General features: G+C 73.3%; 12 protein-coding genes. 9 read left to right on the top strand and 3 right to left on the bottom strand.

The genetic code is table 11. The features are described 5' to 3' along the window. Nucleotides 1-4 precede the first annotated feature (4 nt). The 3 genes from H305_RS0119110 to fdhD all read left to right on the top strand — a co-directional run bounded on the left by H305_RS0119110 (nucleotide 5) and on the right by fdhD (nucleotide 3608). Complete coding sequence (locus H305_RS0119110) at nucleotides 5-1828, top strand: NADH-ubiquinone oxidoreductase-F iron-sulfur binding region domain-containing protein (RefSeq protein ID WP_028801791.1); 1824 nt, start codon at nucleotides 5-7, stop codon at nucleotides 1826-1828. 63 nt (nucleotides 1829-1891) lie between these two features. Continuing rightward, complete coding sequence (locus tag H305_RS0119115; protein ID WP_028801792.1) at nucleotides 1892-2752, top strand: 2Fe-2S iron-sulfur cluster-binding protein; 861 nt, start codon at nucleotides 1892-1894, stop codon at nucleotides 2750-2752. Between the two features lie 7 nt (nucleotides 2753-2759). Continuing rightward, entirely contained in the window at nucleotides 2760-3608 is an 849-nt protein-coding gene (gene fdhD / locus H305_RS0119120; RefSeq protein ID WP_028801793.1) for a formate dehydrogenase accessory sulfurtransferase FdhD, read from the top strand. A gap of 231 nt (nucleotides 3609-3839) precedes the next feature. Here fdhD and H305_RS0119125 read toward each other — a convergent pair whose 3' ends face one another. Together H305_RS0119125 and H305_RS0119130 are read right to left on the bottom strand one after the other, a co-directional pair. Then, nucleotides 3840-4382 carry an isochorismatase family protein gene (locus tag H305_RS0119125; protein ID WP_028801794.1) on the bottom strand — a complete coding sequence of 181 codons (543 nt, stop codon included), beginning with the start codon at nucleotides 4380-4382 and terminating at the stop codon, nucleotides 3840-3842. A gap of 19 nt (nucleotides 4383-4401) precedes the next feature. Continuing rightward, on the bottom strand, nucleotides 4402-4836 hold the full coding sequence (locus tag H305_RS0119130) for a MarR family winged helix-turn-helix transcriptional regulator (protein ID WP_028801795.1): 435 nt from the start codon (nucleotides 4834-4836) through the stop codon (nucleotides 4402-4404). 122 nt (nucleotides 4837-4958) lie between these two features. Here H305_RS0119130 and H305_RS0119135 point away from each other — a divergent pair, with 122 nt between their 5' ends. From H305_RS0119135 to H305_RS46440, 5 genes are all read left to right on the top strand, one after another. Further along, entirely contained in the window at nucleotides 4959-5876 is a 918-nt protein-coding gene (locus tag H305_RS0119135; protein ID WP_028801796.1) for a quinone oxidoreductase family protein, read from the top strand. Between the two features lie 226 nt (nucleotides 5877-6102). Next, complete coding sequence (locus H305_RS0119140) at nucleotides 6103-6375, top strand: hypothetical protein (protein WP_028801797.1); 273 nt, start codon at nucleotides 6103-6105, stop codon at nucleotides 6373-6375. Beyond that, nucleotides 6372-7121: a hypothetical protein gene (locus H305_RS54050; protein WP_028801798.1), complete on the top strand. Its 750-nt coding sequence runs from the start codon at nucleotides 6372-6374 to the stop codon at nucleotides 7119-7121. Before H305_RS0119140 ends, H305_RS54050 begins: the two co-directional genes overlap by 4 nt. 124 nt (nucleotides 7122-7245) lie before the next feature. Continuing rightward, the gene (locus tag H305_RS0119150; protein WP_028801799.1) at nucleotides 7246-9135 is read left to right on the top strand and encodes a sialidase family protein; all 1890 of its coding nucleotides are present in this window, start codon (nucleotides 7246-7248) and stop codon (nucleotides 9133-9135) included. Between the two features lie 10 nt (nucleotides 9136-9145). Beyond that, nucleotides 9146-10435: a DUF4185 domain-containing protein gene (locus tag H305_RS46440; RefSeq protein ID WP_158690550.1), complete on the top strand. Its 1290-nt coding sequence runs from the start codon at nucleotides 9146-9148 to the stop codon at nucleotides 10433-10435. Here H305_RS46440 and H305_RS50760 read toward each other — a convergent pair. Beyond that, nucleotides 10317-11357 (bottom strand): bile acid:sodium symporter family protein, encoded by a 1041-nt coding sequence (locus tag H305_RS50760; protein ID WP_078629123.1) that lies wholly within the window; start codon nucleotides 11355-11357, stop codon nucleotides 10317-10319. The two genes, H305_RS46440 and H305_RS50760, sit on opposite strands and share 119 nt — an antisense overlap. A gap of 145 nt (nucleotides 11358-11502) precedes the next feature. Here H305_RS50760 and H305_RS0119175 point away from each other — a divergent pair, with 145 nt between their 5' ends. Then, nucleotides 11503-12375 carry a LysR substrate-binding domain-containing protein gene (locus H305_RS0119175; RefSeq protein WP_028801803.1) on the top strand — a complete coding sequence of 291 codons (873 nt, stop codon included), beginning with the start codon at nucleotides 11503-11505 and terminating at the stop codon, nucleotides 12373-12375. Nucleotides 12376-12989 lie beyond the last annotated feature (614 nt).

The following is a 12989-nucleotide window of genomic DNA, read 5'->3' on the forward strand; positions in this document are numbered from 1 at the left end:
CGTGGTGGACCTGCACTTCGGCGACAGCAAGCCGACGGACGAGGAACGGGCGGCGGTCGACGCGCTGCTCGGCCCTCCGCAGTCCTCGTGGGAGGGCGCCGACCGCAGCGACGCCGATCTGAGGTGGGCGCGCGGCGGCCGGGAGGCCAGGGAGCGCCGCGACCTGCTGTTGCCGGGGCTGCACGCGCTGAACGACCGGATCGGCTGGATCAGCGAGGGCGCGCTCGACTACCTGTGCCGCCGGTTGACCGTGCCGCCCGCGGAGGCGTACGGGGTCGCGACGTTCTACGCGATGTTCTCGGTGCGTCCGCGGCCCGCGACCGTGCTGCACGTGTGCACGGACCTCGCGTGCGCGGCGGCCGGCGCCGCGGACCTGTGCGCCGGGGTCGAGGCGCGGCTCGGTGCCGGCAGCGGTGTCGCAGTGGAGCGCAGTCCCTGCCTCGGCCTGTGCGAGCGCGCTCCGGCCGCGCTGGCGATCAGGGCCGGGGACCCGGTCCGCACGGCGGTGTCGGCGCCGGCGACCGTCGACCGAGCGGTGGCCGCCGGCGGTGCGCCCGGCTCGGCGGACGACGAGCCGCCCGCGGTCATGGCCGTCCCGCAGGCGGGCGACCCGTCACTGGTGCTCCTGAGCCGGGTCGGTGTGGTGGATCCGGCCGACCTCGACGACTACCGGGCGCACGGCGGGTACACCGCGCTGCGCCGGGCGTTCGCGATCGGCCCCGCCGCGGTGATCCGCGAGGTGACCGACGCGGGCCTGGTCGGGCGCGGCGGCGCCGCCTTCCCCACCGGCCGAAAGTGGCAGGCCACGGCGTCCCAGCCCGACCGTCCGCACTACCTGGTGTGCAACGCGGACGAGTCCGAGCCCGGCACCTTCAAGGACCGGGTGCTCATGGAGGGCGACCCGTACGCGCTCGTGGAGGCGATGACCGTCGCGGCGTACGCGGTCGGCGCGCACCAGGGCTATCTCTACCTGCGTGGCGAGTACCCGCGCGCGCTGCGCCGGATGGAGCACGCCATCGGGCAGGCACGTGCCCGGGGTCTGCTCGGCAACGACGTCCTCGGGCAGGGCTACGCCTTCGACATCGAGATCCGGCGGGGCGCGGGCGCGTACATCTGCGGTGAGGAGACCGCCCTGTTCAACTCGATCGAGGGCTACCGGGGAGAGCCCCGGTCGAAGCCGCCGTTCCCGGTGGAGAAAGGGCTGTTCGGCAAGCCGACGGTGGAGAACAACGTCGAGACGCTGGTGAACGTGCTGCCCGTCCTCACGATGGGGGCTCCCGCGTACGCGGCGATCGGCACGGCCGGCTCCACCGGCCCGAAGCTGTACTGCGTGTCGGGCAGCGTGGACCGGCCCGGCGTCTACGAACTGCCGTTCGGTGCCACGCTGGGCGAGCTGCTCGAACGGGCGGGGGTGCGCGAGCGGCTGCGGGCGGTCCTGCTGGGCGGCGCGGCGGGCGGCTTCGTACGGCCGGACGAGCTGGACATCCCGCTCACCTTCGAAGGCACCCGGGAGGCGGGCACCACCCTCGGCTCGGGTGTGGTCATGGCGTTCGACGACACGGTCCCGCTGCCCCGGCTGCTGCTGCGGATCGCCGAGTTCTTCCGTGACGAGTCGTGCGGACAGTGCGTGCCCTGCCGGGTGGGAACCGTACGCCAGGAGGAGGCGCTGCACCGGATCGCGGAACGCACCGGAGCGGCCGCCGCCGACGACATCGCCCTGCTGCGCGAGGTGGGCCGCGCCATGCGGGACGCCTCGATCTGCGGTCTGGGACAGACCGCGTGGAACGCCGTGGAATCCGCCATCGACCGTCTGGGGGCGTACGAATGACCGCGATCGACCGGGCGGAGGTCCGCGCATGATGACCGCAGTCGACCGGACGGAGGCCGCCGCATGACCGTGGTACCGCTGGGAGTGCCCCGCCGGCTGATCGAGTTCACCCTGGACGGGCAAAAGGCCCGGGTGCCGGAGGGCTCGACGATCCTCGACGCCTGCCGGGCCGCGGGCAAGGACGTACCGACGCTGTGCCAGGGCGACACCCTGGCGCCCAAGAACGCGTGCCGGGTGTGCGTCGTCGAGGTGGAGGGCGCACGCACGCTCGTCCCGGCCTGCTCGCGCCGCGCGGAGGCGGGGATGGAGGTGCGCACGGACACCGAGCGCGCCCGGCAAAGCCGCAAGGTGGTCCTGGAGCTGCTCGCCTCCTCGGTCGACCTGTCGACGACTCCGCGGGCCGCCGAATGGATCAAGGAGTACGAGGCGAAGCCGGACCGCTTCGGCCCCGACGCCGCCCGGGTGAACGAGGAACCGAAGGTCGACAACGACCTGTACGTCCGGGACTACGGCAAGTGCATCCTCTGCTACAAGTGCGTGGACGCCTGCGGCGACCAGTGGCAGAACACCTTCGCCATCTCCGTCGCCGGTCGCGGCTTCGAGGCCCGGATCGCCGTGGAGCACGACGCGCCGCTCACGGATTCGGCCTGCGTGTACTGCGGCAACTGCATCGAGGTGTGTCCCACGGGGGCGCTGTCCTTCAAGTCGGAGTTCGACATGCGCGCGGCGGGTACGTGGGACGAGTCGGCGCAGACCGAGACGACCACGGTGTGCGCCTACTGCGGAGTGGGCTGCAACCTGACCCTGCACGTACAGGACAATGAGATCGTGAAGGTCACCTCCCCGCACGACAACCCGGTGACCCACGGCAACCTCTGCATCAAGGGCCGCTTCGGCTACCAGCACGTACAGAACCGGGACTGATCAGGACATGGGACGAGTCACGGAACGACGCAAGGTGATCCGCATCCGGGACGGGGCCGTGAGCACCCGCCCGGACACCCTCGTGGCGGAGGAACCCCTGGAGATCCGCCTCAACGGCAAACCGCTCGCCATCACCATGCGCACCCCGGGCGACGACTTCGCCCTGGCGGCGGGCTTCCTCGTCAGCGAGGGGGTGCTGGGCAGCGCGGACGAGCTCCAGAACATCGTGTACTGCGCGGGCGCGACGGTGGACGGCTCCAACAGCTACAACGTGGTCGACGTGCGGACGGCGCCCGGCGTCGTCCTCCCGGACATCACGCTCGAACGGAACGTGTACACGACGTCCTCCTGCGGCCTGTGCGGCAAGGCCAGCCTGGACGCGGTCCGCACGACGGCCCGCTGGACGATCGACGACACTCCCCCGGTGCGGCTGGAGCCCGAGCTGCTCGCGAGCCTCCCCGACCGGCTGCGGGCGGCGCAGCGGGTCTTCGACCGGACCGGGGGCCTGCACGCGGCGGCGCTGTTCTCGCCGGAGGGCGAGCTGCTCGACGTGCGGGAGGACGTCGGCCGGCACAACGCGGTCGACAAGCTGGTGGGGCGCGCCCTGCAGAGCGGCTCGCTGCCGCTGTCCCGGACGCTCCTGCTGGTGTCGGGACGGGCGTCGTTCGAGCTGGCGCAGAAGGCGGTGATGGCGGGCATTCCGGTGCTCGCGGCGGTGTCGGCGCCGTCGTCCCTGGCGGTCGACCTGGCCGCGGAGACGGGCCTGACCCTGGTCGGCTTCCTGCGCGGCCCCTCCATGAACGTGTACGCGGGCGAGCACCGCATCGCCCTGCGGGCCCCGGCCGCCCAGGGCTGACCGGCTCCCCGCGACACGGCGGCGGGGCCCCGAACGGCGGGGAGCGCCCCCTGCGCCGGAGGGGCCCCGTCTTTCCCGCGCCGCCGTGCCGAGGGGCCCGTCACCTTCGCGCCCTGCCCCGGAGGGTGGCCCGGGGCGCCCGCGCCGCAGGGTCCGTGCCGTCCATGCCGGGGTGGCCCCGGGGGGCCGGGCCGGTGCCGAAAGGCTCTTCCCGGCCCACCCCGCCGGGCCTCAGGCCTTCGCGAAGCGGACCTCAGCCGCCGTCACGACCGTACCGAGGCGCGGGAAGTCGAGACGGACGGAGGCGTCGTGCTCGGGGGCGGTGAACGCGGCCATCGCGTCCTCGACGAAGACGAGGTCGTAGCCGAGGTCTCCGGCGGCCCGGGCGGTCGACTCGACACCGAGGTTGGTGGCGATGCCCCCGAACACCAGCGTGGAGACGCCGTGGGCCCGCAGCCGCTCGTCGAGGCCGGTGCCCTGGAAGCCGCCGATGGTCCGCTTCACGATCTCGATGTCGCCCGGTGCCGCGAGGCCCGCCACGAGTCCGCTGCCCGGCGGCTGTTCGGGGACCCCGGGCCGCTCGACGCGGATCAGCACGACGGGTGCCCCCACCGCGCGGAAGGTGGCCGCCATTTCCACGGACGTCGTGAGCACGTCGGTGCCCTTGTGGGGTTCCAGGGGCAGCGCCACGATGCGGTCCATCAGGTCGACGAGGACGAGGGCGGTGCGCGCCGGGTCGAGGGCGAGACGGGGTTCGGCTTCGGGTGCGGTCATGACGGAACGTTAGCCCGCGTCACCCGTCCGTACCGGAAATCCGGATCAACAGGCCCATGAACTGCTCTCGTTCGGACGCGGACAAGGGGGCCATCAGGACGTCGTTCGCCTCCAGGGCCGCCGTCTCGCAGCTGCGGAGCACCCGCTCCCCCTCGGTGGTGAGGGAGACGGCGTTCTTGCGGCGGTCACCGGGGTCGGGTGCGCGGACGACCAGGCCGGCGGTCTGAAGGTCGTTCAGGACACCTACCAGGTCCTTGGGGTCGAGGCCGATCGAGCGGCCGAGCTCGGCCTGGGCGACGGGGCCGAGGTCGGCGACGGCGGACAGCACCACGTGGTGCCACATCTTCATGCCTTCGGCGGCCAGCGCCTCCGCGACGAGGGCGCGACCGCGGGCGGCGGCGCGGCCGAGGAGCCAGCTGGGGAGCGCGCGGATCGCGGGCAGGGGGGCGGACATGCGGCCAGGGTAGCGAAAAAGCCGTTGGACATCCCAACGAATATGGCTATACCGTTGGGACTCCCAACGATTTTCGTGGGTCCCCGCGATGCCCCACGACCACTCCCATCCCTGGAGGTGCGATGCGTCGCGTCCGCTACGAGCACACCGGTGGCCCGCTGTTCCTGGAGGAGGTCCCCGAGCCCGTCGCCGGACCGGGCGAACTGCTGGTGCGCACCGAGGCCATCGGGGTGACCCTGCCGGTGGTGCGCAAGGTGAGCGAGGCGGCCGAGCCGATCCGGCTCGGCGGCGAGGTCGCCGGCGAGGTGGCCGCCGTCGGCGAGGGCGTCACAAGCTTCCGGACGGGCGACCGCGTCACCGGTCTCGGCTTCGGGCACGCCTACGCCGATCTCACCCTTCTGCACGAGTCCATGGCCTCGCCGATACCCGACGGCGCGGACGCCGTCGACGCGGTGGCACTCGTCCGCAGCGGGCTGGTCGCGCTGGGCGCCCTGGAGGCCGCGCGCCCCGTCCCGGGCGAGTCGGCCCTCGTCACGGCGGCGGCCAGTGGGATCGGCCATTTGGCGGTACAGCTGGCCCGGCTGCGCGGGGCCTCGCGAGTTGTCGGAGCGGTTTCCGGGTCCGGCAAGACGGCGTTCGTGCGCGCACTCGGCGCCGACGAGGTCGTCACCTACGACGCCGACGACTGGGGCGCCCCCGTCGACTACGCGCTCGACGCCGTCGGCGGGGATCTGCTGACCCCGGCGATCGGGGCGCTCGCCCCGGGCGGTCGTCTCGTCGCGTACAGCTCGGGCGGCGGAACCGTGCGCGCCTACGACCTGCTGGTGGGCGCCAGGTCGGTGATGGGCTTTCAGATGGCGCGGATCGCCCGCGACTGTCCCGAGCGGTACGAGCGGTGGCGGCGGGAACTGTGGCAACTGTTCACGCAGGGTGCTCTCCGGCCCGCCGTGCACGAGGAGTTCGCGCTGCGGGACGCCGCGCAGGCGCACGCGGCGATCGAGTCCCGCGGCAATCTCGGCAAGGTGGTCCTGCGCCCCTGACCTGCAAAGGGCGGAGCCGTCCCGGTGACCCCGCGTCCGCACCGGCGTGCGCCCGGTGGACCCACCGGGCGCACGGTGGCACGGACGGGTTCGGTGGCGTTCCGTCACCACCCGTCCGTGGCATCGGACTCCGTACGCACATCCTCGTACGCCCGTGCTCGTTACTCCTGGCGAATTCCATCGGGCCCCGTCCGCGCGGCCCGTCGTCCAGGTAGGAGGCGTTTACTTGGATGCCGGCACCACTCTGTTCGGCTCGCTGCTCGCCTGCGCGGGCGCGCTGGGCGCGGCGCTCGTGGCATATCTGGGAAAGCGGGGCGAGAACGCCCTGAGCGGCTACTCCAGCCTGACCGAACGGCTGCAGTCCGAGCGCGACCGCCTGGAGCGCCAGGTCGCCGAGCGTGACTCGCGCATCGACGAACTGGCCACGCTCCGCGCTGCGGACCAGACGGAGATCGCGCGGCTGCGCCTCGACATCCATCGCCTGGGAGGGGCGCCGTGACCCGATTCCAGCAGGTGCTAGCCGTGCGGTGGCGCACCGTCTTCCTCGTCTGTGTCCTGGTCGCGCTGTCCGGCGTCGCGGTGGTCCTCTGGGCGCGCATCGACGCCGGGGACCGCAAGGCGGACGCGCTGCGCTCGGAGGCGGACCGGCGCGGCAAGGCGCTGTCGACCCTGGCGCAGGACGTGCGCGATCTGCGCGCCCAGGTCGAGGCGGGCGGCGGCACACCGGCGGCGCCGGACCCCGCCGAGGCGATCGACGGTCTGATGGACCGGGTACGCGTGCCCGCCGGAGCGCCCGGCGCGCCCGGCGCCAAGGGCGAGCGGGGCACGGGCGGGAAGCCGGGCGCCGACGGGCGGCGCGGCGAGCCCGGCATGCCCGGCGCCGCGGGCGAGGACGGCGGGCCCGGCCCCTCGGGCCCGCCCGGCGCGGAGGGTTCACCGGGCCCGGCGGGACCGCCAGGCCCGCAGGGCGATCAGGGTTACCAGGGACCGCCCGGGACCCCCGGGGACGCGGGCACGAAGGGCGACAAGGGCGACAAGGGCGACAAGGGCGACCGGGGCGAGCTGGGGCCGCCCGGCCCCAAGGGCGACCCCGGACCGGTGTGCCCGGACGGATACACGCTCCAGGCGCCGTCCGGCGACCCGGACGCACTCGTCTGCCGCAGGAGCGCTCCGGAGCCGACTCCGCAGTCGGCGGCCGTACTTCCGCTCGTCCCCCTGCCACGGCGGCGGCGCAATGGGACATGAACATGACCGGTGCACGCTTCTTGTGGGGTGCCTGAGGGCCCAAGTAGCGTCTGTGCCGCGAACGTTGGACGTGGGATGTCCAGAGAATCCTGATTGCCCGGACGGATGAAGGGCAGGTCGCACCATGCCGTCACATCTCCGCGCACGCCTCAGATCCACCGTCGGAGCCACCCTCACGGCCGCACTCACCGCAGCCGCGCTCCTCGCACTGCCGGCCCCCGCCGGCGCCGAACAGACCTCCACGAAAGGCGAGTTCGGACAGCAGGTGCTGTTCAAGGCCTCCCAGGACCCGGGTTACGCCTGCTTCCGCATCCCCGCCGTCGTACGGACGACCGAGGGGACCCTGCTGGCGTTCGCCGAGGGCCGCGTCCTCAACTGCGGTGACGCCGCCGACATAGACATCGTCGTCAAGCGCTCCACCGACGGCGGGCGCACCTGGGGTCCCCTCCAGGTGGTCAACGACGGCGGCGGCGACACCCACGGCAACCCGGCGCCCGTCGTGGACCGGGAGACGGGCCGCATCCTCCTCGCCGAGACGTACAACACGGGCCGCGCGGACAGCGCGGGCTGCTCCGTGCCCTGCGACCGCACACCGCACCTCCAGTACAGCGACGACGACGGCCGGACCTGGTCGCCGCCGCGCGACCTGAGCGACGAGATCCTCCCGCCGGAGTGGAACTCCTGGTACGCCACCGGCCCGGTGCACGGCATCCAGCTGACGCGCGGAAAGCACGCGGGACGGCTCGTCCTCGGCGTCAACACCGAGACGTGGAACGGCAGCCGGGTCACCGCCAACCACGCGGCCCTCATCACCAGCGACGACGGCGGTGACAGCTGGGACGTCGGGGCGACGGACTCGTGGCCGATCGCCGGCGACGGCACCTTCCGGCAGAAGCCGTCCGAGATGACCCTCGCCGAACGCGCCGACGGCTCGGTCCTGGTGAGCGGCCGGGAACAGGACGGCACCGACCTCGGGCACCGCACCCAGGCGGTCAGCCGCGACGGCGGCGACAGCTTCGTGGCCCCCTTCCGCGACCTCCCGGACCTCTACGCCCCGCAGGTGCAGTGCTCGTCCCTGCCCCTCGGCAAGCGGCTGCTGCTGGCCTGCCCCGGCGACCCGGACCGCCGTCGCACCATGATGATCCGCTCCTCGTACGACGGCGGACGCACCTGGGACAGCGTGGACCGCGGCACGGTCGTCACCACCGACTGGTCCGGCTACTCGGACCTGGTGCGCGCCGACACCGGGACCGTGGGACTGCTGTACGAGGGCGGCGCGGTCGACGCCCGCGACGAGATCCGCTTCGCCCGCTTCACCGAGGACTGGCTCACCCCGCGGCGCGGCCCGGACCCGACGACGGCCGACCTCGCCCCGCACGCCCGGCGCGCCGCGGTCCTCGGCGGAGCCCGGGAGACCGACGGCGTGCTCGGCGGAGCCCTCGCCTTCGACGGCAGGGACGACGCCGTCCGGCTGCCGTACCAGGACCGGCTGCCGCTCGGGACGAAGGACTTCACCGCCACGCTGTGGTTCCGCTACACCGCCACCACCGGCGAGCAACCGCTGCTGTGGATGGGCGGCATCGGCACGACGCAGCCGCAGGTGTGGCTGCGCGGCGAACCCGCCTCCGATCGGATCACCGGGCTGGTCACCACCCGCAACGGCGCGTCGGCCCCCACCACGGCGTCCGTCCGCACGACGGGCGCCTACAACGACGGCCAGTGGCACCTGCTGGCACTGCGCCGCGGGCAGGGACAGCTGACCCTGTTCGTCGACGGGACCGCCGTCAGCACGGCGGACGTTCCCGGATCGGTCAGCCGCAACTCGCCCTTCGGTGTGCACATCGGCCAACGGATGGACAGCCGTGCGTACTTCACCGGCGCCATCGACGACGTCCGCGTCCACGACCGGGCGTTGAGCGACGCCGAGCTGGCCGGGCTGCGCACGCGCCAGGACGCCGTGACCCGGGACACCGTCCTGTGGCTGCCCATGGACCATGTGAGCGGAGCCCACTAACGTCCCGTCCGTGCCCGACGACGCACGAGCACGACGGCGGAACGCGACCGGGGCCGGCCTCCTGCTGGCCCTCGTCTGCACCGCCGTGCTGCTCACCGCCCTCCCGGACCGCGACCGGGAGGGCGGCGGCACGTGCGCGCCCCGCACGCCGCGGTCCTGGAGCGCGGACGCCGCGCTCACGGGCGAGTTCGCCCGGTACGGGGACGACCCGACGCGCACCGACGACTGGACCGGCGGCGACGGCACCCATTCGGTGCGGCTGCCCGACGGGCGGGTGCTGTGGCTCTTCTCGGACACCTACCTCGGTCAGGTGCACGGCCCGCCGAACCCCGTCGGCGAGTCCTACGCGTGGCGCGACACGAACACTCCGCTCGTACGCAACTCCGCCGTCGTGATGTCCCGCGGGGGACGGCTGCGGACGACCCTGCCGGCCCCGGTCTTCCCCGACCCGGCGCCGCAGCAGTGGCGCTGGCCGGTCGCCGCCCGCGTCGAGCCCCGCTCCCACGGCTCCGCGGACCAGGTCGTCCGCGTCCTGCTGTGGACCCGCGCGGCCGGCCAGGCGCCCTGGATCTACGGCGTACCGACCGCCACCGAGGTCGCCACGCTCTCGCTGCCGGACCTGCGCCTCGAAGGCATCACCACCGTCCTGGACCAGCGTGCCGTCGCCGACGCCTCCCGGCGGGTGCTGTTCGGCACCTCGGCGGTCGACGCGGGCGAGTGGACGTACGTCTTCGGCGGCGACGACGGGCAGGCCGCCGCACGGCCGGTGTCGCGGGCCTACGTCGCGCGGGTGCCGCACGGCCGGCTCGCGGAGCCGGGCGCCTGGGAGTACTGGGACGGCTCGGCCTGGACGGTGCGGGGGCGCCCGGCGCCGGTCCTCGGGGACGGGCGGCGCACGGGGGTGGGCAGCGCGTTCACGGTGCTGCGCGACGGCGGCACGTACGTCCTGTTCACCATGGCGGCCGGCACCGCGGGGCTGACGACGATCACGTCGTACTGGGCGTGTTCACCGACCGGCCCCTGGCACGGGCCCGTCCGGGGTTTCAGCCCCGCGCTCCCCGGCGGCGACGTGGCCGCGTACAACCCGCAGGTCCATCCGGAACTGGGCGACGGCGACCGGATCGTGCTCAGCTACGACGTGAACTGGCTGACCTCGGCGGGCGCAACCGCGCAGGCGAACATCAGCCGGAACGTGTCCCTGTACCGACCGCGATTCGTGACGCTCCGGCTGATCGGCGCGGGGGCCCAGCGGCCTCGGGGTCGCGGGCCCGGCGTTTGGCGATCACCGCGCACACCATGAGCTGCATCTGGTGGAAGAGCATCAGCGGCAGCACGGCCAGCGAGGCGTGCGTGCCGAACAGCACGCCGGCCATGGGGAGTCCCGAGGCGAGCGACTTCTTCGACCCGGCGAACTGGATCGCGATCCGGTCCTCCCGGCCGAAGCGGAGCGCCTTCGTGCCGTACCAGGTGAGCGTGAGCATCACGGCGAGCAGCACGGCCTCGACGAGCAGCAGTCCCGCCAGCCGCACGGGGCTCACCTGGTGCCAGATGCCCTGCACCATGCCCTCGCTGAACGCGGTGTACACGACGAGCAGGATCGAGCCGCGGTCCACGTATCCGAGCACCTTCTTGTGCCGGGTGATGAACCCACCGATCCAGCGGCGCAGCACTTGACCCGCGAGGAACGGCACCAGCAGTTGCAGCACGATCTTGACGAGCGAGTCGGTGGAGAAACCGCCGCCGCTGTTGCCGAGCAGGGCCGCCGCGAGCAGCGGGGTGATGACGATGCCCGCCAGCGAGGAGAAGGATCCCGCGCAGATCGCGGCGGGCACGTTGCCTCGCGCGATGGAGGTGAAGGCGATCGACGACTGGATGGTCGACGGCACCAGGGTGAGGAAGAGCAGTCCGGTGTAGAGGTCGTGCGTCAGGAACACCGGTTCCAGCCCCCGGGCGGCCAGGCCGAGCAGCGGGAAGACGACGAAGGTGCAGGCCAGGACGGTGCCGTGGAGCCGCCAGTGCTTGAGCCCCTCCAGCGCCTCACGGGTCGACAGACGCGCCCCGTAGAGGAAGAAGAGGAAGGCGATGGCGGCCGTGGACGCGCCCGACGCGACGTCGGCGGCCGTACCCCGCGCGGGGAAGAGGGCCGCGAGGCCCACCGTCCCCAGCAACAGCAGGATGTACGGGTCGATCGGCAGCCGGCTCGGCCACTTCAGGCGTTTCACGGTGCTCCACTGCTCGGTTCTGTACGTAGGTCGTGTCGGTCGCACGAGGTCGGATCGTGCCCTCTCCATCGTCCTCTCCCGGACCGCGATCGGGAATCCGTCATACCGTTCTGACTGCCATCACGATTCGCGATAACGTGTCGCCGTGTACGACCCCTCCCAGCTGCGTACGTTCCTGGCGGTGGCCCAGACGCTCAGCTTCACGCAGGCCGCCCGCCGACTCGGGCTGCGGCAGTCCACGGTCAGCCAGCACGTGCGCCGCCTGGAGGACGCCGCCGGACGCCAGCTGTTCTCCCGCGACACGCACTCCGTGGAGCTCACGGAGGACGGCGAGGCGATGCTCGGCTTCGCCCGCCGGATCCTGGCCGTGCACGAGCAAGCCACGGCGTTCTTCACCGGGACTCGCCTGCGCGGCAGATTGCGGTTCGGCGCCTCCGAGGACTTCGTCCTCACCCGGCTCCCGGAGATCCTGGAGGGCTTCCGGTACGACCATCCCGAGGTGGACCTGGAGCTGACGGTCGAACTGTCGGGCACACTCCACGAGCAGCTCGCCGCGGGCAAGCTCGACCTGGTGCTGGCGAAGCGGCGGCCCGAGGACCCGCGCGGCGAACTCGTCTGGCACGACGGACTGGTGTGGATCGGTGCCGAGCGGCTGCGCCTCGACCCCGACCGGCCCGTCCCTCTGATCGTCTACCCGCCGCCGGGCATCACCCGCGCGCTCGCTCTGGAGGCCCTGGAGCGCCAGGGCCGCCCCTGGCGCATCGCCTGCACCAGCGGCAGCCTCAACGGCCTGATCGCGGCGGCCCGCGCGGGCCTCGGCGTGATGGCGCACTCCCGGGGGCTGATCCCGCCCGGCCTGGTCCGCGTACCGGAACGGGCGGGGCTGCCGGAGCTCGGCGAGGTCGACTTCGTGCTGGTCCACGGGCGGCGGCGCACGTCCGCGCAGGGCGCCGCGGACGCGCTGGCCGCGGCGATCCTGGCCGGCGGCGACCGGCTGCACCGCGGGCGGCGCGTGTGACACGGCCGCCCGGCCGCTGCCAGGGCGCCATCGCACGGTGTCGCCCGGCCGGGACCGGCGGTCGACGGCCGCCCCTCCCCCACACGCGCACAGCTTCCGCCGACCACCGGCCCGCTGCCCGCTGCCCGCTGCCCGCTGCCCGCTGCCCGCTGCCCGCTGCCCGCTGCCCGCTGCCCGCTGCCCGCTGCCCGCTGCCCGCACGGCAACGACCGGGCCCGCCCGGACGCACGCCTCACGAACCGGCGGGGCCGCCCCGGACGCACGGCCGCACGACCCGGCCGGCTCCGCACGAACGCGCGCCGGCCCGAACAGCCGGTCCCCGGCCACGCTGAAGCAGAGGGGCAGGTCGCACGGGGTGGAGGCGCGGGTTACGGCTCTTTGGGCAGAGGATCCGTCAGGACCTCACTCTGCGGAATCGGATGCTCCACATCCGGTTTACAAGATGCCGTCCACCGTAATCGGGTCGTACAGATTCCGTGGAGATTGCGGGCCGGAAACTTACGGAACAGTAAGAAATTCTGTCCGGCCCTTCCCCTTGTGAGGGCATTTCCACGGCTGACCTGTGCATTCGCCAGGACGCCCGGTGGTTCGAGCCCCCTCCCGCCCGGCGGCCG

The organism is Streptomyces sp. 142MFCol3.1 (genome assembly GCF_000424945.1).
In the GTDB taxonomy this organism is placed as follows: Bacteria; Actinomycetota; Actinomycetes; order Streptomycetales; family Streptomycetaceae; genus Streptomyces; species Streptomyces siamensis.